Source organism: Thermus aquaticus, assembly GCF_001280255.1.
GTDB lineage: Bacteria > Deinococcota > Deinococci > Deinococcales > Thermaceae > Thermus > Thermus aquaticus.
Map to the genome: position 1 here is coordinate 769866 of NZ_LHCI01000106.1, position 23299 is coordinate 793164.

Annotated in this window: 23 protein-coding genes and 2 pseudogenes; 10 read left to right on the forward strand and 15 right to left on the reverse strand. The window is 68.6% G+C overall.

The window, feature by feature from the left end; all coding sequences use genetic code 11:
- Position 1: 1 nt before the first annotated feature.
- From BVI061214_RS05170 to BVI061214_RS05190, 5 genes and pseudogenes are all read right to left on the reverse strand, one after another.
- Positions 2-1378 (reverse strand): FAD-binding oxidoreductase, encoded by a 1377-nt coding sequence (locus tag BVI061214_RS05170; protein WP_053767546.1) that lies wholly within the window; start codon positions 1376-1378, stop codon positions 2-4.
- Positions 1379-1599: 221 nt separating this feature from the next.
- Positions 1600-2769: a hypothetical protein gene (locus tag BVI061214_RS05175; RefSeq protein ID WP_053767547.1), complete on the reverse strand. Its 1170-nt coding sequence runs from the start codon at positions 2767-2769 to the stop codon at positions 1600-1602.
- Between the two features lie 243 nt (positions 2770-3012).
- On the reverse strand, positions 3013-4164 hold the full coding sequence (locus BVI061214_RS14025; RefSeq protein ID WP_053767548.1) for an MFS transporter: 1152 nt from the start codon (positions 4162-4164) through the stop codon (positions 3013-3015).
- Between the two features lie 111 nt (positions 4165-4275).
- Positions 4276-4485, reverse strand: a pseudogene (locus tag BVI061214_RS05185) (hypothetical protein); the annotation flags it as partial.
- Between the two features lie 5 nt (positions 4486-4490).
- Positions 4491-5267, reverse strand: a complete 777-nt coding sequence (locus tag BVI061214_RS05190) for an MFS transporter (protein WP_248841725.1) — start codon at positions 5265-5267, stop codon at positions 4491-4493.
- A gap of 57 nt (positions 5268-5324) precedes the next feature.
- Here BVI061214_RS05190 and BVI061214_RS05195 point away from each other — a divergent pair, with 57 nt between their 5' ends.
- The gene (locus BVI061214_RS05195; RefSeq protein WP_053767549.1) at positions 5325-5942 is read left to right on the forward strand and encodes a hypothetical protein; all 618 of its coding nucleotides are present in this window, start codon (positions 5325-5327) and stop codon (positions 5940-5942) included.
- On the opposite strand, the gene BVI061214_RS05200 is transcribed toward BVI061214_RS05195, so the two are convergent.
- The 3 genes from BVI061214_RS05200 to BVI061214_RS05210 are packed head-to-tail and all read right to left on the reverse strand — an operon-like array spanning position 5939 to position 7634.
- Positions 5939-6898, reverse strand: coding sequence for an aldo/keto reductase family protein (locus BVI061214_RS05200; protein WP_003043765.1), 960 nt, complete (start codon positions 6896-6898; stop codon positions 5939-5941). The two genes, BVI061214_RS05195 and BVI061214_RS05200, sit on opposite strands and share 4 nt — an antisense overlap.
- Before the next feature lie 43 nt (positions 6899-6941).
- Positions 6942-7151, reverse strand: a complete 210-nt coding sequence (locus BVI061214_RS05205; RefSeq protein ID WP_053767550.1) for a CDGSH iron-sulfur domain-containing protein — start codon at positions 7149-7151, stop codon at positions 6942-6944.
- Positions 7152-7160: 9 nt separating this feature from the next.
- Positions 7161-7634: an AbrB family transcriptional regulator gene (locus BVI061214_RS05210; protein WP_053767551.1), complete on the reverse strand. Its 474-nt coding sequence runs from the start codon at positions 7632-7634 to the stop codon at positions 7161-7163.
- 27 nt (positions 7635-7661) lie between these two features.
- Here BVI061214_RS05210 and BVI061214_RS05215 point away from each other — a divergent pair, with 27 nt between their 5' ends.
- The gene (locus tag BVI061214_RS05215) at positions 7662-9965 is read left to right on the forward strand and encodes a penicillin acylase family protein (RefSeq protein WP_053767552.1); all 2304 of its coding nucleotides are present in this window, start codon (positions 7662-7664) and stop codon (positions 9963-9965) included.
- Here the strand turns inward: BVI061214_RS05215 and BVI061214_RS05220 are convergent.
- Positions 9962-12052, reverse strand: coding sequence for an AAA family ATPase (locus BVI061214_RS05220; protein WP_053767553.1), 2091 nt, complete (start codon positions 12050-12052; stop codon positions 9962-9964). The two genes, BVI061214_RS05215 and BVI061214_RS05220, sit on opposite strands and share 4 nt — an antisense overlap.
- 68 nt (positions 12053-12120) lie before the next feature.
- On the opposite strand from BVI061214_RS05220, the gene glgC reads away from it, so the two are divergent.
- The 6 genes from glgC to BVI061214_RS05250 are packed head-to-tail and all read left to right on the forward strand — an operon-like array spanning position 12121 to position 17024.
- Positions 12121-13365 (forward strand): glucose-1-phosphate adenylyltransferase, encoded by a 1245-nt coding sequence (gene glgC, locus BVI061214_RS05225; RefSeq protein ID WP_053767554.1) that lies wholly within the window; start codon positions 12121-12123, stop codon positions 13363-13365.
- 2 nt (positions 13366-13367) lie between these two features.
- Positions 13368-14054, forward strand: a complete 687-nt coding sequence (locus BVI061214_RS05230; RefSeq protein WP_053767555.1) for a SagB/ThcOx family dehydrogenase — start codon at positions 13368-13370, stop codon at positions 14052-14054.
- 17 nt (positions 14055-14071) lie between these two features.
- Positions 14072-14746 (forward strand): response regulator transcription factor, encoded by a 675-nt coding sequence (locus BVI061214_RS05235; RefSeq protein ID WP_003043787.1) that lies wholly within the window; start codon positions 14072-14074, stop codon positions 14744-14746.
- The gene (locus BVI061214_RS05240) at positions 14746-15120 is read left to right on the forward strand and encodes a gamma-glutamylcyclotransferase family protein (RefSeq protein ID WP_053767556.1); all 375 of its coding nucleotides are present in this window, start codon (positions 14746-14748) and stop codon (positions 15118-15120) included. Before BVI061214_RS05235 ends, BVI061214_RS05240 begins: the two co-directional genes overlap by 1 nt.
- Before the next feature lie 3 nt (positions 15121-15123).
- Entirely contained in the window at positions 15124-16446 is a 1323-nt protein-coding gene (locus tag BVI061214_RS05245) for a glycogen synthase (protein ID WP_053767557.1), read from the forward strand.
- Positions 16443-17024: a tetratricopeptide repeat protein gene (locus BVI061214_RS05250; RefSeq protein WP_053767558.1), complete on the forward strand. Its 582-nt coding sequence runs from the start codon at positions 16443-16445 to the stop codon at positions 17022-17024. The genes BVI061214_RS05245 and BVI061214_RS05250 overlap by 4 nt, the downstream gene beginning before the upstream one ends.
- Here the strand turns inward: BVI061214_RS05250 and dusA are convergent.
- Genes dusA through BVI061214_RS05275 form a run of 5 tightly spaced genes read right to left on the reverse strand, consistent with a single transcriptional unit; the run spans position 16920 to position 20734 of the window.
- Positions 16920-17948 carry a tRNA dihydrouridine(20/20a) synthase DusA gene (gene dusA, locus BVI061214_RS05255; RefSeq protein ID WP_053767559.1) on the reverse strand — a complete coding sequence of 343 codons (1029 nt, stop codon included), beginning with the start codon at positions 17946-17948 and terminating at the stop codon, positions 16920-16922. The two genes, BVI061214_RS05250 and dusA, sit on opposite strands and share 105 nt — an antisense overlap.
- Positions 17941-18963, reverse strand: a complete 1023-nt coding sequence (gene ispH, locus BVI061214_RS05260) for a 4-hydroxy-3-methylbut-2-enyl diphosphate reductase (protein WP_053767560.1) — start codon at positions 18961-18963, stop codon at positions 17941-17943. Before ispH ends, dusA begins: the two co-directional genes overlap by 8 nt.
- A 1-nt stretch (position 18964) precedes the next feature.
- Positions 18965-19555, reverse strand: a complete 591-nt coding sequence (locus BVI061214_RS05265; protein WP_053767561.1) for a hypothetical protein — start codon at positions 19553-19555, stop codon at positions 18965-18967.
- Positions 19543-19734, reverse strand: a complete 192-nt coding sequence (locus tag BVI061214_RS05270) for a hypothetical protein (protein WP_053767562.1) — start codon at positions 19732-19734, stop codon at positions 19543-19545. Before BVI061214_RS05270 ends, BVI061214_RS05265 begins: the two co-directional genes overlap by 13 nt.
- A gap of 7 nt (positions 19735-19741) precedes the next feature.
- A complete protein-coding gene (locus tag BVI061214_RS05275) occupies positions 19742-20734 on the reverse strand; it encodes a polyprenyl synthetase family protein (RefSeq protein ID WP_053767563.1) in 993 nt (330 codons plus the stop codon).
- Between the two features lie 17 nt (positions 20735-20751).
- Here BVI061214_RS05275 and BVI061214_RS05280 point away from each other — a divergent pair, with 17 nt between their 5' ends.
- Entirely contained in the window at positions 20752-21582 is an 831-nt protein-coding gene (locus BVI061214_RS05280) for a DMT family transporter (RefSeq protein ID WP_003043812.1), read from the forward strand.
- Here BVI061214_RS05280 and moaA read toward each other — a convergent pair.
- On the reverse strand, positions 21560-22537 hold the full coding sequence (moaA, locus tag BVI061214_RS05285) for a GTP 3',8-cyclase MoaA (RefSeq protein WP_053767564.1): 978 nt from the start codon (positions 22535-22537) through the stop codon (positions 21560-21562). The genes BVI061214_RS05280 and moaA overlap by 23 nt on opposite strands.
- 69 nt (positions 22538-22606) lie before the next feature.
- On the opposite strand from moaA, the pseudogene BVI061214_RS12520 reads away from it, so the two are divergent.
- Positions 22607-23274: pseudogene (locus tag BVI061214_RS12520) on the forward strand (DUF4277 domain-containing protein); the annotation flags it as partial.
- Positions 23275-23299 lie beyond the last annotated feature (25 nt).

The following is a 23299-nucleotide window of genomic DNA, read 5'->3' on the forward strand; positions in this document are numbered from 1 at the left end:
CTCAACTATAGCCGGGGGAAGGGGATATGTCAAGCACCTTCCCCGGGTTCAGAAGCCCCTCGGGGTCCAGGAGGGCCTTGATCTTTCGCATCCATTCCAGGGCGTTCCCGTGCTCCTTGGGGAGGAACTTCTTCTTCCTGAGGCCCACGCCGTGCTCGGCGGTGCAGGTACCCCCAAGCTCCAGGGCCCTTTCCACCAGCCTCTCGGCGTAGGCCTCCGCCTTGGGGTAGGCCTCGGGGAGGACGGGGACCAGGGTGTGGAAGTTGCCGTCCCCCACGTGGCCCAGGATGTTGCCCGCTAGGCCCATCTCCGCCATGAGGCCCTGGGCGTAGCGCACCATCTCGGCCAGGCGGGAGAGGGGCACGGCCACGTCGGTGATGACGAAATGGTGGCCGGGGTAAAGGTGGACCAGGGCCCAGTAGGCCTGGTGCCGGGCCTCCCACTGCCTTTTGCGCTCCTCCTCGGTCTTGGCGGCCTCCACCGAGAGGGCGCCTGCCTCCCGCATGAGCTCCAGGGCCAGGGTGCTTTCCGCTTCCAGGGCCTCCTCCGTGGAGGCGTGGAACTCCAGGAAAAGCGCGGGGCGCTCGGGGAAGCCCGCCCCCAGGTACCGGTTCAGCGCCCGCATAGCGAGCTCGTCCAAAAGCTCCAGCCTGGCCACGGGAAGCCCCGTGGTCATGACCCTATAGCTCGCCTCCACCGCCTCCTCCACCCCGGGAAAGAAGACCCTTAGGGTGTGGACGTGCTCGGGGAGGGGGTGGAGCCTTAAGGTGAGGCGGGTGATAATGCCCAGGGTGCCTTCGCTTCCGATGAAGAGGTCCTTGAGGTCGTAGCCCGAAGAGGTCTTGCGCACCGGCCTCCCTAGCTCCAGGACCTCGCCGCCCGCCAGGACCACCTGGAGGGCCAGGACGTTTTGCCGCATCCCCCCGTAGCGCACCGTGGTGGTGCCGCTGGCATTGGTGGCCGCCATGCCCCCCAAGGAGGCGTCCGCCCCCGGGTCCACGGGGAAGAAGAGGCCCGTGCCCTTAAGGGCCTCGTTCAGGGCCTTGCGGGTGAGGCCGGGCTCCACCACGCAGAGGAAGTCCTCCGCCCTCACCTCCAGGAGGCGGTTCATCCGGCTCAGGTCCAGGCTGATGGCCTCCCGAGTGGGGTAGAGGTGGCCCTCGAGGCTCGTGCCCGCCCCGAAGGGGATCACCGCCACCCCCCACTCCCGGGCCCAATGGAGGGCCTTCTGCACGTCCTCCACGCTCTCCGGGTGGACCACGGCCAAGACCGGCCTCGCCAGGGGGTAGCCCTCGTCCTTTCCGTGGCGCAGGCGCTCGCTTTCCGAGAGGTCCACCTTTCCCGGAAAGAGGCGCTTCAGGGCTTCCAGCTTTTCCATGCCCCTGAGTTTACGCCGCCCTCCGCCGCCCCGAAAGGGCCGCGAAGCCTAAGGAGTAGCCCCCCCGCCAGGAGTAGGTGAAGTCCCGCCCCAGCCAGTAACCCCACCGCTACCCGGCCCCGGGGCTTCGGGGGGGAACCTACGGGGGTTCACCTACTTCTCTCCGGCGCCACCATCCGCAGGGCCTCCAGGAGGGTGAAGAGGAAGTTTGGTGTCATGCTTCACTCCACCTTCTGCCTCAAGGCTTCCAGCCGCTTAGGGTGGAGGGGTCCGAGGGTGAAAGGGAGAAGCACCAGGAATCCCGAGGCCCCCAGGAGGAGGGGCAGGGATGGATCCCCCTGGCCCAGGACCCCTGCTCCCAGGCCCCCCAGGGCCCCGGCCCCGTAGAGGAGGGCCCGGATGGCGGCGAGACTTGGGGCCAGGCCCACCTCGGGCAGGAGCCAACCCCGCACCGCCCGCAGGTGGGTGCTGAGGAGGGCCACGGCCAGGCCCAAGAGGGGTGGGGCGGCGAGGAGAAGGGGAAAGGGCAGGAGAAAGCCCATCCCCCCGAGGGCCGCCCCTAATGGGCCCAGCCTAAAGGCCAAGGCCAGTGGGACCCGGCCGGCAAAGTAGCTCCCCAGGGCGTAGCCCAGGCTCTGCAGGGCGAAGACCAAGCCGAAAAAGGCTTCCGGAGTGCCCGCTCGGAGGACTAAAAGGCCCAGCAGAGCGGTGGTGAGGGCGTGGGCCAGGGTGAAGAAGAGCGAGATGAGGAGGTAGGGTCTGAGGGGCGTGCAGGCCAGGAGGCGGCGAAGAGCCCGGCCCAAGCCCTCGGGCTTCGCTTCCCCTTCTTTTCTCTCTTCCTCCCCCAGGAGGTCGGAGCCTTCCTCCCCCAGGAGGTCGGAGCGGAGGAGGGTCCAGGCCAGGAGGAGGATACCGGTGGAAAGCAGGTAAGGCAAGGCAGGATGGAGGATGAAGAGGATAGGGCCGAGGGCCGTCCCCGCCAGACCTCCTACCTCCCAGGCGGCGTAGAGCTTGCCGCTCCTCTCCGCCAGCCTGCCCCGGTCCCGCCTCACCAGGAGACCCTCCCAGGCCACGACGGCGAGGTCGGTGAGGACCATGAGGGGATAGCTGTAGAGGACCAGGAGGGCAGCCTCCCGCGGCAGGAAAAGAAGGGGAAGGAATAGAAGGCCCCGGGCCAGGCGCAACTTTAGGAGGGCCCGGGCTAGGCCCTGCCGCTCCACCCAAGGGCTGAGGAAGAGAAGGGGTCCCAGGGTGAGGTAGCCCAAGGCGGCAAAGAAGCCCACCCAGAAAGCTTCCCCCGTGCGGGCTACTTCCAGGGCGAGGGCGCTAAAGCCTAGGGAGGCCCCGAGGTTGCTCAGGGCCTCGGCCAAGACAGACGCGCTATGCCTCATGTGGAGAGAACCTCCTCATATCACCCAGACCACCCCGCCGGAGGCCGGAAATAGAGCAAGCGAACATTTTTTGCGCCATTTGGTGGACCCGCCTCCGGCCGCCGACCCTGACCTCCTGCACCGCCTTGGGCATCTCCTTCACCCCCTTCCAGGTTAGCCAGTCCGCTTTAGGGAATCGGGATCTACCTTGGCCCGTCCACCCCCTTCCCGCTCAGGGACCGAGGAAGAGGAGAAGGGGAAGACTCACGGGGACCTCCCCTCCCTCAAGGCGAGGAGCCGCCCGCAGCCCAGAGGCCCCAAGGCCAAGGGCAGGAGGAGAAGGAGGCCCAGGAGGGCGGTGAGGAGGGGGGCGCGAGGGTTAAGCCCCCCCAAGCCTCCAGCAAGGAGGATGCCGAGGAGGCTTCCTGAGGAGAGGAGGGCCACCGACCCCGCCTGTACCCGGCCCAGGAGGGGCTCCGGGGCGAGGCGTTGCCGGTAAGCCCGGAGGTGGACCCCGTCCAAGGCACCGCCCACCCCCGCGAGGAAGGTTCCCAGGGGCCCGAAGGGAAAGGGCAGGAGGAGGAGGGCAAGCCCCAGGATCCTCAACCCGTGCCCGCCCCAAACCCCGAGGCAGGGCCCGATCCTTCCCGCCAGGAGGCTTCCCAGGAAGCCCCCTATGGAGAGGCCCCAGGGGTAGAGGCCGTAGAGGGCGGGGGGCGCCCCCTGGGCCAGGGCCACGAGGGGCAGGAGGGCCAGGGCCAGCCCGGAGATGAAGCTTATGGCCAGGGCGTAGAGGGTGAGGGGAAGGAGCCTCCCGTCTCCGAGGAGGAAGGCGAGCCCCGCGAAGAGGGCCCCTAAGGTGAAGCCCTCCCCCTTCGCCGCCCGCGGGGGTGGGTAGGCGGGGAGGTCCCGGAGGAGCAAGCCCCCTCCCGCGAGGAGAAGCCCTCCCAAGGCGAAGGGCAGGGGCTTGGCGAGGAGCAGGAGGGGGGCGGCCAGGAGGTCCCCCAGGCTGTCCCCGAGGAGCTGGGCCGCCTGCAGCCTTCCCCCCTCTCGCTCCAGCCGGTCTCGGGCCAGGCGGACCAGGAGGGCGTGCCAGGCCGGGAGGTCCAGGGCCAGGACAGCCTGGAAGAGGAAAGCCAGGGGCAGGAGGAAGAGGGGCTCCTTGGGGAGAAAGGCGAGGAGGCCGAGGATCCCGGCCCTAAGCCAGACGCCTACGAGGAGGAGAGTTCTGCGGTCCAGCCGGTCCAGGAGGAGGCCGGCGAGGAGGTCCAGGGGCAGGGTGAGGTAAGGAAGGGCTGCCAGGAGGGCCAGGGCCCAGGGGGTCTCCTCGAGACCCAGGAGGAGCCTGAGGACCGTGAAGGCCAGGCTCCCCCCGAAGACACCTAGGGACTCGGCGAAAAGATGCTTTGTCTGCAAAGCAGGCTTATCCAGAGAACCCCTCTACTTGCCAAATTGCCCCACTCTGCGGTGAGCAGACGAACATTTTTTCGCCATCAGGGGAGAAGCGTACGCATGAGGCCATGGCGTGCTGGAGGGCCCCTGGAGCCCCCAGGCGAAGGGCTTGGCCTCCTCCATGTCCCCACCCTTGGTGACGTCCTTCACCTTGCCCGTGGTGCGCTCCACCACCAGGAGCCTTCCATCCGGGACCCACTCCATGTGGGAGGACGCGTGCAGGTTCCAGGCGAAGGGCCTCACGTAAACCCGCCGCGTCCGGCCGCCGACCTTGACCTCCTGCATCTCCTTCACCCCCTTACGGGTTGGCCCCAGGGTAGCAAGGGGAAGGTAACGCCCACGTAACTCAGGAAGCTCTCATAAAGGCTCCTTGGCGTCGTGAGGAAGTTGATCCCGAAGAACATGAGCTGGAGGCCGAGGAGGGGAGGCCTTTCCAGGATGAAGCGGAACCCGAAGAGGGCTTCCCCTATCCAGGAGGTCTTCTCCCGGGCCTCGAGCCTCGGGTTGGGGATGGGTACCAGGAGAAGGCTGAGGACCGCGGCGCTTGCCCCCAGAAGGTCCAGGGCGAAGATCCCCCCGAGGCCCAGGGGCTTCAAGAGGGCCGCGGCCAGGATGGAGGCCCCCACCCTAGCCAGGGACTCCGCCAGGCTCATCATGCCGCTCGCCCGGGCGTAGTCCCGCTTCTCCAGCATGGCGGACAAGGCGGCGGAGAGGGCGAGCCAGTGGAGGCTGGAGAGGGCCCCCGTGAGGGCGGAGACCAGGTAGAGGGGCCAGACCTCGAGGCGGCCCAGGAGATAGAGCAAAAGGAGGAAGCCGGTGGCCAGCCCCCCGCCGAGGTTCGCGGCCAGCATGGCCCACTTCCTGGGGTAGCGGTCCACCAAAGCCCCGGCCAGGGGGGAGAGGAGGATCAGGGGGAGGAAGTGGAAGAAGCCCAGGAGGGAGAGGGTGGTGGCCTGGCCCGTCTTCTGGTAGGCGTAGAGGGTGAGGGCGAACCAGGTCATCTCCCGGCCTAGAAGGGCCAGGGCCTGGCCCAGCCAGAGGACGCGAAAGGCGGCAAAACCCCGCACCCTCCCACTCTTGCCCCTCCTTTACTCCAGGAGCAAGCGGGGATTTGGAGCAGAGCCATGGCCTACCTAGTGGAGCACCCCTTGGCGGCCCGTCTGCTCGCCGATCCGGACCTTGCGGTCTGCCTGAAGCCCTTCATGAAGGGCCCGGCCACGGTGAAGGACCTGGCCCAGGCCCGGGGCATCAGCCTGCAAAGGGCCCACTATCTGGTGGGGCTTTTCCTAAAGTCGGGTCTCCTGGAGCCCGTGGGGGTCAGGAGGCGCCGGGGCAGGCCCATCCGGCTTTACCGGGCGGTGGACACCGACTTCCGCATCCTCCGGAAACTGGTGCCGGAGAGGGTACTGCGGGCCCTGGAGGCCGCCCAAAGCTGGCAAGAGGAGTGGCAAAAGGCCCTGGAAGCCCACGATCCCGGCTACGGGGCGATCTTACGGGTCTTCCTCAACCCGGAGGGGCTTTTGGAGTTCGGCTCTGAGGAAGAGCCCGATATCCTGGCCGAGGACTTCCCGCCCCTTTTGAACCTTTGGAGCGCCGGGCTCTACCTTCGCCGGGAGGAGGCCAAGGCCTTACAGCGGGAGCTTCTTGGGCTCTACCACCGCTACGCCGCCCTCTCCCCGGTTCGCCAGGAAGAGGGCGAGGCCCGCTACCTGGTCCACCTGGGCCTGGCCCCGGCTCCTTAGGCCTCACCCCGGAGGATGGCCTCAATCTTCTCCAGGGCCTCCTTCGGCAGGTCTACCCCCGCCGCTCCCAGGCTCTCCCGGATCTGCTCGGGACGGGTGGCCCCGGTGATGGCGCTAGAGATCCCGGGAAGCCTTAAGACCCAGGCCAGGGCCAGTTGGGCCCGGGTGAGGCCCAGCTCCTCGGCCACGGCCTTAAGCTTCAGGGCCTTCTGGCGGTTTTCCTCGGTCAGGAGGCGCTCCATGAACTGGGGGTATCGGGCGAAGCGACTGTCTTGGGGGATGCCCTCGTCGTACCGGCCCGCCAGAACCCCCATGGCCAGGGGGCTCCAGACCACCAGGCCCATGCCAAAGCGCTCGGCCTCGGGAAGGATTTCCCCTTCCACCCGCTCCCGGTAGAGCATGGAGTACTGGGGCTGCTCCACCACGGGCGGGTGGAGGCCGTTCGCCTTGGCGAAGGTCACGGCCTCGGCGATTCTTGCCGCGGGCCACTCCGAGGTGCCCCAGTAGAGGGCGTAGCCCTTTTCCACGATGGTGTGCATGGCGTAGACGATCTCCTCCATGGGCACCTCGGGGTCGTAGCGGTGGGCGAAGAAGAGGTCCACGTAGTCGGTCTTGAGGCGCTTCAGGCTTTTGGTGATGCTCTCCAGGAGGTGCTTGCGGCTCAGGCCCCGGTCGTTCACGTCCTCGGACATGGGCCAGTAGGCCTTGGTGGAAAGGACCAGGGTGTGGCGGGGGTAGTCCTTCAGGACCTCGCCCATGACCTCCTCCGCCAGGCCCCGGGCGTAGACGTCGGCGTTGTCAAAGAAGTTCACCCCGCCCTCGTAGGCGATCCGGACGATCTCCCGCACCGTCTCCTTGTCCTTGACTGCGTCGCCGAAGGTGACCCAGGCGCCCAGGGAGATCTCGGAAACCTTCAGGCCCCACTTGCCGAGCTTCCGGTAGCGCATCGCGCCCATAGCCCCCGGAGTTTACCCCCTCCGGCCGGGATTGACCAGCGGGTCAGTCGCCTTCCACCTCCAAGGTCCCGCCCGAGGCCTGGAAGCCGATCCGCTTGTGGGTGCCGTCGCAGAAGGGCTTGTTGGCCGAACCCCCGCAGCGGCAGAGGAAGACCCGTGGGCGCTCCAAGACCTCCTCCTTCTCCCCCACGCGCACCACGAAGCGCCTACCCTCTACCCGGATGGGGCCGTTTTCCAGAAACTCCAGCCGCATGCCTTTACTCTACCTAAGAAGCCGGGCGAGGAAGGGGACGAGGAGGAAGAGGGCGAGGACGCGCACCGTGTGGAAGACCCCCACCAGGGCGGGGCTTCCCCCCTCGGCCTGGCTCAAGGGCCCCATGCCCGTGATCCCCCCGGGGGCCAGGGCGAAGAGGAGGGCCTGGGGGGGCCGGCCCAGGGGCTTGGCCAGGAGGAAGGCGAGGAGGAGGGCGAGGGCGAGGAAGGCGAGGGCGCTGAGGAGGGCATAGGGGAGGAGCTTGGGGGAGAGGAGCTCCTTCCGGAAGGAAAGCCCCACCAAGACCCCGGCGGCGAGCTGTACGGTGAGGTCCAGGCCCTTGGGGATGGGGGCGGGGGAGGCGAGGAGCTGGTGGAGGCCCGTGCCCAGCATGGCCCCCACCACGGCCCCGCCCGGAAGGCCCAGGCGGTAAAAGAGAAGCCCAAGGAAAACCCCGCTCAAGGAGGCGCGCAGGAGGTCCATGGGGTTATGGTATGCTTCCTGCCAACCATGAAGCGCTTCTTGCGGGCGATGGCTTGGCTTTTGGCCTTAGGGCTTCTCCTGGTCCTTCTCCTGGCCCTTTCGGGGTACCTCTACCTGAGGTCCTCCCTGCCCCAAGAGGAGGGCCGCATTGCCCTGAAGGGGCTTTCCGCTCCGGTGGAGGTGGTGCGGGACGGAAAGGGGGTGGTGCGGATCCGGGCGGCGACGCTTAGGGACCTCTTCTTCGCCCAGGGCTTCGCTCACGCCCAGGAGCGGCTCTGGCAGATGGAGTTCCAGCGCCGGGTGGGCCAGGGGCGCCTCTCCGAGGTCCTGGGGGAGGCCACGCTTCCCCAAGACCGGTTTCTCCGCACCTGGGGCTTCTACCGCGCGGCCGAGGCGGCTTACGAAAGGCTCTACCCCGAGGAGAAGGAGGCGGTGGACGCCTACGCCGCCGGGGTGAACGCCTTCTTGGCCTCTGGGGCCCCCTTGCCGCCGGAGTTCACCCTCCTCGGCTTCCGTCCCGAGCCCTGGACGGGCCCCGACGTCTTGGTCTGGGCCAAGATGATGAGCTTTGACCTCTCCGGCAACTGGGAGGAGGAGCTTTTGCGCCACCGCCTCCTGGCCCGGGGTGTCTCCCCAGAGCGGCTTCTGGAGCTCTTGCCCCCCTACCCCGAGGACGCCCCCACCATCCTCAGGGCCGAGGACCTCCGCCTGCCCATCAAGCGGGAGGAGGCGCCCTCGGTCCTTCTCCAGATGGCCCCGCCCCGCTTCCTCGAGGCCAGCAACAACTGGGTGGTGGCGGGAAGCCGCACCACCACCGGCAAGCCCTTTCTGGCCGACGACCCCCACCTCCGCTTCCAGGCCCCAAGCCTCTGGTTCCTCATGGCCCTCGAGGCCCCCGGCTACCGGGCCATCGGGGCCAGCCTCCCCGGGGTGCCCGGCATCGTCATCGGCCGCAACGACCGCATCGCCTGGGGGGTCACCAACGTGGGGGCCGACGTGCAGGACCTCTACCTCCTGGAGGAGGCGGGCGGGGGGTACCGCTACAAGGGCCAGGTGCGCCCCTACCGGGTGCGGGAGGAAAGGATCCGGGTCAAGGGAGGCAGGGAAGAGGTCTTCAAGGTGCGGGAGACGGTCTACGGCCCCGTCATCACCGACGCCCTTCAGGACCCCCCCAAGACCCCCATGGCCCTTCGCTGGGTGAGCCTGGACCCAGAGGACCACATCCTCATGGCCTTCCTGGGAGTGAACCGGGCCCGGGACTGGGCCTCCTTCGTGGCCGCCTTAAGGGACTACTCCGCCCCCAGCCAGAACTTCGTCTACGCCGATGTGGAAGGCCATATCGGCTACATCGCCCCCGGGAAGTTCCCCATCCGCAAGGCGGGGCACACGGGCATGGTGCCGGTGCCCGGCAATGGGGACTGGGACTGGCTGGGCTACCGCAGGCCCGAGGAGTGGCCCCAGGTCCTGGACCCGCCCAGGGGCTACATCGTCACCGCCAACCACAAGGTGACCCCCGAGGGCTTCCCCTACGCCCTCACCTACGACTGGGCCGAGCCCTACCGGGCCAGGCGCATAGAGGAACTGATCCTGGGCAAGGAAAAGCTCTCCCTCGAGGACATGAAGGCCATCCAGCAGGACCAAAAGAGCCTCCTCTACCGGGACTTCCGCCCCGTTTTGGAGCTTCTTTCCCCCCTTTCCGAGAGGGCCCGGGTCTGGCGGGAGAGGCTTCTCGCCTGGGACGGCACCATGGCGGCCTCCTCCGAGGAGGCCCTGGTCTTCGCCCTCTGGTACACCGAGCTCACCCGGCTTCCCGAGAGGGAAGTGGGGGAGGCCTACTGGGACGAGCCCCGCTACCTCCTTCGGGCCATGCGGGAGGGGGATAAGAACTGCGACCAGCCCGAGACCGAGTACAAGGAGACCTGCCTGGACTACGCCGCTTTGGCCCTGGAGCGGGCCCTGGAGCGCAAAGAGGCCCTGAAGGCCAGGGCCTGGGGGGAGGTCCACCGGGCGGGCTTCGCCCACGCCGTCCTCAGCCACACCCCCCTAAAGCGCCTCAGCGACCGCGCCTTGCCCTTCGGCGGGGACCGCTACACGGTCAACGTGGGGCCCTTTGACCCTAGGACGCTCCGCATGGACCACGGCCCCAGCTACCGCCAGATCGTGGACCTGGCCGATATGGAGGCCTCCCTCTTCGTCCACCCCATGGGCCAAGCGGGCCACCTCCTCTCCCCCCACTACGCCGACCTCCTCCCCCTGTGGGCTCGGGGGGACTACCTCCCCATGGGCTTCGCCGGGGAGGGGAGGACCCTCCTTTTGGAGCCCGGCCGCTAAGCCTTTTCCTCCCCGTTTTCCAACTTCTGGAAGTGTTCCAGCACTTCCCGCACCCTCTCGTGGACCCAGTAGGCCTTGCGGCCGAAGAGGAGCTCCACCGCCTCGTCCACCTCCTCCACGGCGTAGAGGTGGAAGGCGCCCTCCTCCACCGCCCGCACCACCTCTTCCTTCAGGGTGAGGTGGGGGAGGTTGGCTTTGGGGAGTACCACGCCCTGGGTGCCGGTGAGGCCCAGGGTCCGGCACACCCGGTAAAACCCCTCCACCTTCTCCGCCACCCGGCCCACGGCCAGAACCCTTCCCGTCTGGTCCACGGCCCCGGTCACCGCCAGGTCCTGCCTCAGGGGGAGGCCCGCCAGGGCGGAAAGAACCGCCAGAAGCTCAGCGAGCCCCGCCGAGTCCCCTTCCAGGCCCCCGTAGCTCTGCTCAAAGACCAGGCTCACGGTGGCGGAGAGGGCCCCCACCTGGGCGTAGGTGCCCCGCAGGTACCCGGCCAGGGTGAGGACCGCCTTGTGGAAGACCTGCCCCCCCAGGCCCACCTCCCGGTCAATGGAGAGGATGCCCTCCCGCCCGGGCCCCGCCTGGGCGGTGATGCGCACCGGGCGGCCTGCGGGCAAGGGGCCCTCCACCACCACCAGGCCGTTGACCTCCCCCACCCGCTCCCCCCGGACCTCGAGGGCCACCACGCCCTCCTTGAGCTCCTCCAGGTAGAGCTCCTCCTCCAGGCCAAAGCGCTCCTCCCGGGCCAGGACCGCCCGCTCCACCGCCTTCCGGTCCAGGGGGCTTCCGTAGGCCACGGCCTCCTTGGCTAGGTCCAGGAGGCGGTAGAGCCTGGCGTCCAGCCGGTCCCGGTGCCCCGCCAGGCGGCGGGCCTCGTCGGCCAGGGCCGCCACGCCCTCCGGGGTGACGGCCACCCCCTCCGCCTCCAGAAAGCCCCCCAGGTAGGCCACGTTCTCCTCGGTGTAGGGGATCTCCGGGCTGAACTCCACCCGGAAGGGGAAAAGCTCCAAAAACTCCTCGTCTTCCTCCAGGAGGGCCAGGACCTCGGGCGGGCCCACCAGGAAGACCTGGGCCCTTAAGGGGGCGGGCTTGAGCCTCGGGCCCCGGACCTCGGGCCTGGGGGTGAGGGGCTCCACCTCCCCCGTGGCCAGGGCCCTTTTGAGGAGGGGGTAGCTCCCCAGCTCCAGGACCCGGTGGGCCTCGAGGACCAGCACCCCCCCCGTGGCCAGGACCAGGGCCCCGGGCCGGAGGAGGCCCAGGTGGGTGGAGAGGACCCCCTCCCTGGCCTCGTACTCCAGGTGGCCGAAAAGCCGTTCTGGGGTGGGGTTGGGCTCGTGGACCACCCGCGTTCCCCCCGCCACCAGGAGCTTGGGGAAGAGGGCCTCCAGGGCGGGCTCCTCCTCCAGGGCCGCCGCCCTGAGGAGGTTCTCCAGGAGGTAGTCCAGATAGGGCCCGGCCTCGGGGAACTGGGCCTTCAGGCCCTCCGCCTTGGGTAGAAGGAAGCGCTCGGCGAAGCCCCGCCTGAGGGCGGCCACCTCCGCCTGGGCCCGCTGGCGCAGGTCCAGGTAGGCCAGGATGGTCTCCTCCAGCCTGGCGGAAAGCTCCGGGGGCAGGGGGCCCTTCCCCGAGAGCCTGAGCTCGCCCTCCCCCTCGGCAAGGGTGAAGCCGTGCCCCTTGGCCTCCTCCGCCAGGGCCTCTAGAAGGGCTTCGGCCTCCTTCTCGTAGCGGGACTCCACCAGGCTTTTGGCGTAGAGGAAGCCCTTCTCCCGGAAGAGGGCTGGGGTGAACTCGGCCATGAGGGCCTCCACCCCCTCCACCAAAGCCCTGCCCTTCCCCTCGGGAAGGAGGAGGGGGAAGGCCTCCTCTCCCAGGGGGAGGTAGACTAGCTCCTCCTTGGGGAAGGCCCTGCCCTGGAGATAGGCCAGAAGCCGCTTGCGCTTGCCCAGGCCGCTAGGCCCCACCAGGTACCCGTGCCCGCCGTGGCGGAAGGCGGCCTCGAGGGCCTTTAGGGCCCGCTCCTGGCCGAAGAAGGCCGGGGCGGGTTTGGGAGCGGTGGGAGGGGTGAACCAGCGAAGGCGTTGGACCCGCATCGGGCCCACTATACCCGGACCTTTGCCCCGGCCGCCTTGGGGTAAACTGGCGGGCAAGGAGGGATTTTATGGTGAAGGTGGAGGTTCTGGGCATGATCCTGGCGGGAGGGCAGGGGAGCCGCCTCTACCCCCTCACCGCCAAGCGGGCCAAGCCCGCGGTGCCCTTCGGGGCCAAGTACCGCATCATTGACTTCGTCCTCAACAACTTCGTCAACTCCGGCATCTACGCCATCTACGTCCTCACCCAGTACAAGGCCCAGTCCCTCACGGAGCACATCCAGCGCTACTGGCGCTTCGGGGCCTTTTTGGAGGACCACTTCATCCTCCTGGTGCCCGCCCAGATGTACCGCTACGAGGAGCTGGGGCCCGTCTGGTACCGGGGCACGGCCGACGCCATCTACCAGAACCTCCACCTGGTGCAGAACCACGCCCCCAAGGCGGTGGCCGTCTTCGGCGGGGACCACATCTTCAAGATGAACGTCCGCCACATGGTGGAGTACCACTACGAGAAGCGGGCGGACATCACCATCGCCGCCTACCCCGTGCCGGTGGAGGAGGCGAGCCGCTTTGGGGTCCTGCAGGTGGACGAGGAGTGGCGCATCACCGAGTTCCAGGAAAAGCCCAAGGCCCCCAAGCCCCTCCCCAGCAGGCCCCACCTGGCCTTGGCCTCCATGGGCAACTACATCTTCCGCACCGAGGTCCTCTTTGAGCTCCTGGAGGCCGACGCCAGGGACGAAACCAGCAGCCACGACTTCGGCAAGGACGTGATCCCCAAGGCCCTCAAGGAGGGGTATAGGGTTTACGCCTATGACTTCCACCGCAACCCCATTCCGGGCCAGGAAGGGCCCAACCTCTACTGGCGGGACGTGGGCACCCTGGACGCCTATTACGAGGCCAGCATGGACCTGGTCAAGGTGATCCCCGAGTTTGACCTCTTCAACCCCGAGTGGCCCCTCCGCACCGCCAACCTCTTCAGCCCCCCGGCCAAGTTCGTCCACGAGACCGGGGACCGGGTGGGCCGGGCCCTGAATAGCCTCCTGGCGGGTGGGGTGATCGTGAGCGGGGGGACGGTGCGGGAGTCCGTCCTCTTCCGCCGGGTGCGGGTCAACTCCTACAGCCTGGTGGAGCGCTCCGTCCTCTTTGACGATGTGGAGGTGGGCCGCTACTGCCGCATAAGGAACGCCATCGTGGACAAGAACGTGAAGATCCCCCCCCACACCGAGATCGGCTACGACCTGGAGCTGGACCGGGCCCGGGGCTTCACCGTGACCCCCGAGGGCGTGGTGGTGGTGCCCAAAAGCTACCGCTTCTAGCCATGGAGAAGCACCCGGGAAAGCTTTTCTACCGCCTTTCCCGCCTGAGCCCGGAGGACGAGCTCCCCCTCAGGCGGAAGCCCAAGGCCAAGGTCTACGCCAACCCCCTGGAGACCCAGGCCCTTCCCCCCTTCCGCCAGGATGGGGGGCCTCCCCTTTTCCGGGCCCTGTCCCACCTCAAGCCCCTCCTCCCCCAGGTGGGTTCGGCGCTCTCCCTCAAGGACCTCTCCCAGATCCTCTACCCCTTGGCGGAGCGGGAGGGGGGGCGGGGCTTTCCCTCGGCGGGGGAGGCCTACCCCCTCGAGGCCTATCTGGTGACCTTCCGGGTGGAGGGGGTCTTCCCCGGAGTCTACCACTACTTCCCCAAGGAGCACCAGCTCTTCCAGCTCTCCGCCAGGGCCGAGGCCCTTGCCTGGTCCCAGGCCCTTTTGGACCTTCCCCTGGACAAGGCGGCCGCCCTTCTCGTCTTCACCCTGGTCCCCGAGCGCAGCGAGGCCTTGTTTGGAATCAGGGGGTACCGGTATGCTCTTCTGGAGGTGGGCTACGCCACGGGGCTCGCTTTTCTGGCCGCGGTGGGCCAGGGTCTGGCTGCCTACCCAGCCGAGACCTTTTACGATGAGGCCGTGGCCCGGTTATTGGGCCTGCCCGAGGGGGAGTACCCCGGGGTGGTGCTGGTTCTGGGAAGGTAGGGATTCGGGTAAGGATTATGGCGCGCATTCTATTGGTGGAGGACGACCCGCAGGTGGGGGAGCTGGTCCGGCGTTATCTGGAGAAGGAGGGGATGGAGGTCTTCTGGGCCCGCTCCGGGGGGGAGGCCCTGGGGCGGGTCTTTGAGGGGGAGCGCCCGGACCTGGTGGTCCTGGACCGGGGCCTTCCCGACATGGAGGGCCTCGAGGTCCTCAAGGAGCTCCGGGAGCTTGACCCCCTCCTGCCCGTCCTCCTCCTCACGGGCCGGGCCGACGAGGATAGCCGGGTGGAGGGGCTTCTGGAGGGGGCCGACGACTATCTGGGCAAGCCCTTTTCCCTCAAGGAGCTCCTCGCCCGCATCAAGGCCCTCCTGCGCCGGGCGGGCAAGGAGGGGAGGCGGCGCTTTGGCCCTTTGGAGCTGGACCTGGAGGCCCGGCAGGCCTTTTTGGAGGGGGAGCCCCTAAAGCTTTCCCCCACGGAGATGAACCTCCTCCTGACCCTGGTCCAGGCCCCGGGCCGGGTCTACACCCGGGAGGAGCTTCTGGAGAGGGTCTGGGGGCCGGACTTTCCCGGCTCGGAGCGGGTGGTGGACGCCTACATCCGCCTCCTGCGCAAGAAGCTCAAGGACGACGCCCAGGCCCCCCGGTTCATTGAGACCGTGGTGGGGATGGGCTACCGCTTTTTGGGGGAGTAGTGGAGCGGGTCTTCGTCTACGGCACCCTCAAGCGGGGGGAGCGCAACCACGCCCTGGTGGCCCCCTACCTCCACCGGGTCCTTCCCGGGAGGGTCTTGGGCTTCCGCCTCTTCCACCTGGAAGGGGGAGGCCGCCCCTACCCCTACCCGGCCATGGTGCCGGGGGAGGGCTGGGTGGAGGGGGAGGTGCTCTTCCTGGACCCTGAGGCTCTACCCCTTCTGGACGAGCTGGAGGAGGAGGGGGTGGAGTATAGGCGGGTGAGGGGGCGGGCGGAGACCCCCGAGGGCCCCTTGGAGGCCTGGGCCTACCTCTACCTGGGGGACCTGGAGGGGGCGAGGCCCCTTCCTTCCGGGTCCTGGGGGGGCTATCCTTAGCCCATGCGGGTGCTTCACGTGGCCCCGGAGGCCTACCCCCTGATCAAGGTAGGGGGGCTCGCCGACGTGGTGGGGGCCTTGCCCAAGGCCCTGAGGCCCTTAGGGGTGGAGGCCGAGGTCCTCCTCCCCTGGCACGGGGGCCTCGAGGCCAGGCGGGTGGGCGAGGTCCTTTTCACCTTCGCCGGGCGGGAGGAGGTGGCCCCCCTGGGGGAGCGGGTGGAAGGGGGGGTGCGCTTCCTCCTCCTCGGGGTGGAGGGCTTTGGCCGGGAGCGGGTCTACGGCTACCCCGACGACCAGGAGCGCTACCTGCGCTTCGCCCTGGCGGCGGGGAGGCTGGCCCAAGGCTACGACCTGGTCCACGCCCACGACTGGACGGCGGCCCTTCTCGCCCTCCTCGCCCCCACGGTCTACACCATCCACAACCTGGCCCACCAGGGGCTTGTGGACCCCGGCCCCTTTTTCCACTGGACGGGGCTTCCCTGGAACCTCTTTCACATAGAGGCTTTGGAGTACTACGGCCAGGTCAACCTGATGAAGGGGGGGATCGTCTTCGCCCGGCGGGTGACCACGGTGAGCCCCAGCTACGCCGAGGAGATCAAGACCCCGGAGTTGGGCATGGGCCTGGACGGGGTCCTCCGCCGCCACGCCGGCAAGCTTAAGGGGATCCTGAACGGCCTGGACCTCGAGGTCTACGACCCGGCCCAAGACCCCCACCTCCCCGCCCCCTACACCCGGGAGGACCCCTCGGGGAAGGCCCTGGCCAAGGCGGCCTTCCGGGAAAAGACGGGCCTGAAGCCCCCCATCCTGGCCTACGTGGGGCGGCTGGACTTCCAGAAGGGCCTGGACCTCCTCCAGGCCGCCCTTCCCCGCCTCACGGAGCTGGGCTTCAGCCTCTACGTCCAGGGGGTGGGGGAGGAGGGGCTGGCCCAGGCCTTCCGGGAAGCGGCGGAGGCCCACCCGGGCCGGGTGGCCTTCCTGGAGGCCTACCACGAGCCCATGGCCCGCCTGGCCTACGCCGGGGCCGAGGCCCTTTTGGTGCCCAGCCGCTTTGAGCCCTGCGGCCTGGTGCAGATGATCGCCCAGCGCTACGGCACGCCCCCCGTGGCCCGGGCGGTGGGGGGCCTCAAGGACACCGTGGAGGACGGCCGGACCGGGGTCCTCTTCCAAAGCTACCACCCGGAGGGCCTCCTCTACGGGGTCCTGCGCCTTTTCCACCTGGGGGCCGAGGCCCTGGGCCTCAGGGGCATGGAGAAGGACTTCTCCTGGCGGGGGCCGGCTTTGGCCTACCACGGGGTCTACCGGGAGGCCCTAAACTGGAGGGGATGAAGGAGGCCCTGGACCGCTTCCTGGCCTTCCTCCGCCGCAAGGACTACGGGGGGGCCAGGGCCTACGCCGAGGGGTTCCCCGAGGGGGAGAGGGAGCGGCTCCTTGGGGGCCTGGACCTTTTGGAGAGGGACCCGGAGGCCCTAGAAGACCCCCTCTTCGCCGCCGAGCGGGAGGTGGTCCTGGGGGTGAAGGCGGTGCGGGAGGGCAGGCGGGAGGAGGCGGAGGCCCGCTTCCACAAGGCCCTACAGTTAGACCCCTTTCACCACCGGGCCCTCACCAACTTGGGGACTTTGTACCTGGAAAGGGGAGAGCTGGAAGCCGCTTTGGACCTTTACCAAAGGGCCCTGAAGCTCTGCCCCGACGACCCCCTCCTCCACGAGAACCTGGCCGCCCTTTACAAGAAGAAAGGGGACCTGGACAAGATGGTGGCCCACATGAAGCGGGCGACCCGCTTGAAGATGGCCCCGCCCGCCCTAGACCCCCTCACGGGGGAGCGCAAGCGCCCTTTCCGCTTTCCCCTCTGGGCCCTTTTCCTCCTCCTGGCCCTTCTCGCCTACCTCTTCCTCCACAAGCCTTAGGGCCTCGTCCAGGGCCTTCAGGCTTCTTCCTTCGCTCAAAAGCCTCCGCCAGAGCCTCCCTTTGGGCCTACCCCGGAAGAGGCTGAGCATGTGCCGGAGAACGGCCCAGGGCGGGGTGCCCAGGGCCACCTCCTCCTCCAGGTAGGCCCGCATGGCCCGGGCCACCTGGAGGCGGCTTGGCCGGTGGGGGAGGCCGAAGACCTTTTGGTCGGCCTCCTCGAGGACGAAGGGGTCCTCGTAGACGGCCCGGCCCAGCATGGCTCCGTCCACCCGCTTGAGGTGGGCCAAGGCCTCCTCCAGGCTCCGGATGCCGCCGTTGGTGACGAAGGTGAGGTGGGGGAAGTCCTCTTTTAGGCGGTAGACCCACTCGTGCCTCAGGGGAGGGATTTCCCGGTTGGCCCGGGTGGAGAGGGCGAGGAGGGCGCTTCTGGCGTGGACGATAAAGACCTCCACCCCGCTTTGGGCGAAGCGCTCCACCAGCCGGGCCAGGGCGGGGTAGGACTCCCCTCCGTCCAGGCCCAGGCGCATTTTCACGCTGACCGGCACCCGCACCGCCTGGACCATGGCCCTGAGGATCTCGGCCACCCGCCCGGGGTCCCTTAGGAGACAGGCCCCATAGCCTCCCTCCTGGGCCCTTTCCGAGGGGCAGCCCAGGTTGAGGTTGACCTCGTCGTACCCGAAGGCCTCGCCGATTCTCGCGGCCTCGGCCAGGCTTTCGGGGTCGTGGCCCGCAAGCTGCAGGGCCAGGGGGCGCTCCTCGGGGCGGAAGCCCAAAAGGCGCTCCCGGTTTCCCTTGAGGACCGCCTGGTCCACGGTCATCTCCGTGTAAAGGCGCACTCCCCGGCTCACCTGGCGGACCAGGTAGCGGAAGTGCCGGTCGGTGCGGTCCACCATGGGGGCCACGGCCAGGCGGAGGTCAGGCATCCTTCAAGGCCTCCTCAGGGGGAAGGGGCTTGGGCTCCCGGAAGGCGATTTCCTCCCACTCCCCCTCCTCTATGACCTCTAGGCCTGGGCTCAGGGCCTTAAGCCTTTGCAGGAGGCCCTGGACCAGGTCCTCGGGCGTGCTGGCGGCGGAGGTGATGCCCACGCTCTCCACGCCCTGGAGCCACTCGGGGCGCAGGTCCTCGGGGCCCTCGAGGCGGTAGGCCCGCCCGGTAAGGCTTTGGGCGAGCTCCAGTAGGCGCATCCCGTTGGAGGAGTGGGGGCTGGTGAGCACCAGAAAGGCCTCCACCTTGGGGGCCAGGCGCTTCACCGCTTCCTGGCGGTTCTGGGTGGCGTAGCAGAGGTCCTTCCTAGGGGGCACCACCAGCTTGGGGAAGCGCTTTTTGAGGATGTCTATGGTGGCCAGGGTGTCGTCCACGCTGAGGGTGGTCTGGGTCAGGACCACCACCCGCTCGGGGTCGGGCACGGCCACGGTGTGGGGGTCGGCCAGGCGGGGGTCTTTGCCCACGTGGGTGTGGACGGCCACCAGGATGGTCCTCTCCGGGGCCTCCCCGTAGGTGCCCTTGATCTCCTGGTGGTCGGCGGAGTCTCCGATGAGGAGGATCCAGTACCCCTCCCTGGCGTAGCGCCTGGCCTCGGTGTGGACCTTGGTGACCAGGGGACAGGTGGCGTCCAGGATGGTGAGGCCCATCCGGGCCGCCTCCTTCCGCACCTGGGGCGGGTGGCCGTGGGCGGAGAAGACCAGGGTGCCGGCAAGCGGCCTCCTTTGGCGGAGCTCCTCTATCTCCTTCAGGTCCTCCACGAAGTGGACCCCTTTGCCCCGGAGGCGGTCCACCACGGTGCGGTTGTGGACGATCTCGTGGTAGACGACGAGCTCCCCCTGGTCCCTCAGGGCCTCGGCCCAGCGCTCCACGGCCTCAATGGCCATGACCACCCCGGCGCAGAAGCCTCGAGGCCGGGCCAGATAAACCCGCCTAAGCCCCAGCATGCCCTCCATTCTAGGGCTTCCTCGGCCCTTCCTCTGTGGTCTGGAGGACCCTGGCCGCAAGCTCCTTGGCGAAGGGGGTTTGAGCCCTCTCCAGGGCTTTCCTGGCCGTCTGCCTCCCCTTGCCCCCCGGGCGGAACCCCTCCTGGGCCAGGGCCAAAAGGCCCAGGGCGGTGGCGGGAAAGGGGAGGCCCGCCGCCTCCAAAAGGCCAAGCCCCTCGCCCAAGCGGTGGAGGGCCTCCCGGTAGCGCCCCTTCAGGAGGGCCTCGCTTCCCCTCTGGAAGGCCCGGGCCGCCGCCAGAAGGCCATCCCCCTCCACCCAGGGCTCACCGGCCTCGGCGGAGGCGTGGGCGGCCTCCACAAGCCTTTCCAGGGCGAGGAGGCGCTCTTCCTGGGAGAGGTGGGCAAGGTGGGCGGCCAGGAGGGGGGCGAACCAGGAAAGCCTCAGGGGGCGGGCGAGGCGGAAGGCCTCCCCCTGGGCCTCCACCTCTTCCCCCAGGGCCTTGAGGAGGGGCACCAGGCGGGGAAAACGGCTCCTGACCTCCTCCCGGAGGGCCTCCCCCTTGAGGGCCAGAAAAAGGCGAAAGGCCTCTACTCCTTCCACGCCTCCACTTCCTTGTAGTGCACCAAGGCGGCGAAGAGGGGAGAGGGGCCCTCGGCCACGGCGAACTTCACCTCCACCAGGACCACGTCCTCCGGCAGGCTCTCCACGAAGCGGTTAAGACGCTCTTGAAAAATGTCCGGGTCGTTCCCGGTGATGACCTTGAAGTGCACCCCCTGCATGGCCCCATTATGCCCTCCTTTCCACCAGGGCCTCGAGGAGGCCCACTAGAACCCGGGCCGCCTCCTGGTTGGGCAGGGCCTTCAGGAGGGGAAGAAGGGCCCCAAGCCCCTCCTCCTTGAGGCGTTGGGCCACGCCCTTGGCCCAGGCCAGGGCCTCGGAGGCAAGGAGCCTCTCCCAGAGCCAGCGTACCTCCTCTTCCGGCTTGGCCTCCCGGGGGAGGCGCAGAAGGGCCATGGCCCTCTGGCGCTCCTCGAGGGTGGCCTCCTCCAGGAAGCGGATCAGGATCAGGGTCCGTTTGCCCTCGTAGAGGTCTCCGGCCCGCTCCTTGCCGTAGGCCTCGTCCCCCTCCAGGTTCAGGACGTCGTCCACGATCTGGAAAGCCGTCCCCAGCTTGAGGCCCGCCTCCTCGTAGAGGGGATGGGGGGTGTTCCCCGCAAGAAGGGCTCCCAGGCGCAGGGGGGCCACGGCGGTGTAGTAGGCGGCCTTGTGGGCCACCATGCGCAGGTAGTCCTCCGGGGTCAGGTCCAGCCGTCCCGTGAGGGTCCAGAGGAGGTCCAGGTGCTGGCCGTAGGCGGTCCGCCGCACCACCTGGTGAAACTCCAGGAGGACCTCGGGGCTTAAGCTTCCCCGGGCCACCCCCTCGGCTAGGAGGCCCCACATCTCCCCGTGCAGGGCGTCCCCCGCGTTCAGGGCCAGGGGCATGGGGTGGAGGCGGTGGAGGGCGGGAAGCCCCCGGCGCTCCTCGGAGCCGTCCTCTATGTCGTCGTGGATGAGGACCCAGTTCTGGAAAAGCTCCAGGCCCTCCCCGGCCAGCAGGGCCGCCTCTTCTGGGGCCCCGTGGGCCAGGGCGCTGTAGTAGGTGAGGAGGCCCCGGAGCATCTTCCCCCCGCGGCGGGGGTAGTCCTGGAGGAGTTCCTGGTAAAGGGGGTCGGGGTGGAGGAGGCGCTTTAGGAGCCTTTCCAAAAGCGCCCGCCTCACTTCCTGGGGCTCGGGCACCATGCTATACACTTTAGGCCATGCGCGCCTACGCCCTGGGCCTTCTCGCCCTCAACCTCCTCACCCTTATCTGGGGCACCACCTTCGTGGTGGTCAAGGGGGCGGTGGCGGAGATCTCTCCCAGCCTTTTGGTCCTCCTGCGCTTTTTGGTGGCGGGCCTCTTCTTCCTGCCCTTTCTCTTCCGCCTCCCTCCCGGGTCCTTGGGCCCCGGCCTGGAGCTGGCCTTCTGGCTCCTTTTAGGCTACGCCTCCCAGGCCATGGGCCTCGAGCACACCTCCGCCAGCCGGAGCGCCTTCATCACCGCCTTGAACGTAGTCCTGGTGCCCCTTTTCCTCTCCCTGGCGGGGAGGCGGGTGGAGGGGGTCTGGCTGGCGGCCTTTCTGGCCTTTCTGGGGGTGGGGCTTCTCTCCTACGACCCCAGGCAGCCCCCCCTGAACGTGGGGGACCTCTGGACCCTTCTCACCGCCCTCACCTACGCCATTTACATCGTCCGCCTCGAGGTCCACGCCAAGGCCGTACCCTCTTTGCCCCTCACCGCCGTCCAGGTCCTGGGCACAGGCCTCTTGGCCCTGCCCTGGGCTCTGGCGGAGGGCTTCCGCCTGGAGGGGGTGCCCTGGGGAGCGGTCCTCTATCTGGGCGTGGCGGCCACGGCCCTCACCACCTGGCTCCAGACCTGGGGGCAGAAGCACGTGCCCGCGCCCCAGGCGGCCATCCTCTACACCCTGGAGCCGGTCTGGGCCACCCTCTTCGCCTTCCTGGTCCTGGGGGAGAGGCTGGGGCCTTCAGGCCTCCTGGGGGCCCTTCTGGTCATACTGGCCACCTTCCAGGCTATCCGCCGATCCCCAGCATGACCCGCTTGCGCAGGGTGGGCAGGGTGTTGCCGAAGGCGGGCTTCCGCTTTGTGGCGATCAGGATGGCGTCCACCAGGGCTTCCACCGGCTCCTCGGCGGCGAAGGCCCAGGAGATGTCCATCTCTAGGTCGGTGAGGAGGCAGGGCCTGAGCTTCCGGTCCGAGGTGAGGCGGAGCCTGGAGCAGTTGGAGCAGAAGGGCTCGGTGACCGGGTTGATGAAGCCCACTGTTCCCTGGCTTCCGGGGATGCGAAAGACCCGGGCCGGGGAGGAGGGGTCGTGGGGAACGGGCTCCAGGGGTCCGTAGACCGCCTCAATGCGGGCCCGGGTTTCCTTGCCCGGAACGAAGCGGCGGCGGTACTCCTCGGGGTCGGAGTTGTCCAGGTGCATGTACTCAATGAAGCGCATGTGGAGGGGGCGCTCCAGGGAGAGCCCCGCCAGGGGGACCACCTCCTCCTCGTTCATCCCGCGGATGACCACGGCGTTCAGCTTCACCGGGTGGAGGCCCAGCTCCAAAGCGGTCTCCACGGCCTCCAAAACCCTTTCCACCCTGCCCCCCCGGGTGATGCGGGTGAAGACCTCGGGAGTGAGGGCGTCCAGGGAGATGTTGACCCGGTTGAGGCCCGCCTCCACCAGCTCCCTGGCCCGTTTGGCGAAGAGGAGGCCGTTGGTGGTGATGGCCACGTCCTCTATGCCCTCCTTCTCCCGGGCCTTGGCGATCATCTGGGGAAGCTCCTTGCGCACCAGGGGTTCGCCCCCCGTGAAGCGCACGGCGGAGAGGCCCAGGAGGGAGGCGGCCTCCAGAAAGTGGTCCACCTCCTCCACGGTGAGGGTACCCGGGGGCTCGGCCACCTCGAGGCCCAGGGGGTGGCAGTAGAGGCAGTGAAGGTTGCAACGGGGCGTCACCGAGATGCGAACGTCCTTGATGACCCTCCCGTAGGTGTCCAGTAGGCGCATGCTTCCCCCTTGCCCAACAGGATACACCCGACATTCCGCACCCCTCCCCCCATGCCTTAGGATTTTGGGATGGAAACCCCACCCAACCTACAGGTCTACGACCTGGGCCACCTGGGCCTGGTGGCTAGCGTGCTGGACAGAATCCGGCTGGTGGAGACCGTGGACCGCCTCGTGGGCCCTAGGCCCGGGGAAAAGGTCTCCACCGGGATGGCCCTCAAGGCCGCCCTCTTGAACGCCATGAACCTGGTCTGCGCCGACACCGGGGGGATTCCCCTGCTCTTCGCCCCCGGGGACGGAAACCAGTCGGACCGGGAGGCCCTGGTGCCTCTATTGGCCCGCTACCGCCAGGCCCTGGACCTGGGGGCGGTGGTGGTGCTGGACGGGGCGGGGTACAGCCGGGAGAACCTCCGGGCCCTGGAGGGGTTCTCTCGGATCCGGAAGAGGGCCTCCGGCGGCGGGTGGCGCGGGCGGAGGGGGAGGCTGAGAAGACCCTGGGAAAGCTCCTTTCCCGCAGGTTCGCCTGCGAGGCGGACGCCCGGCGGGCCCTGGCGGTAGATGAGGAGGCCAGTGGGAAGCTTTCCTACCACCGCCTGGTCTACCTGGGGGTACAGGAAGAGCGGCGCTGGGGGCGGGTGGGGCGTCCCTGGAAGGGGGAGGCGCCCCTCTCGGTGGGCTACCGCTTCCTGGCCCGCTTGGAGGTGGACGAGGGGAAGCTGGAGCGGGCGAGGCGGGGCCTACTGGGGGCACGGCGATATTATCTCC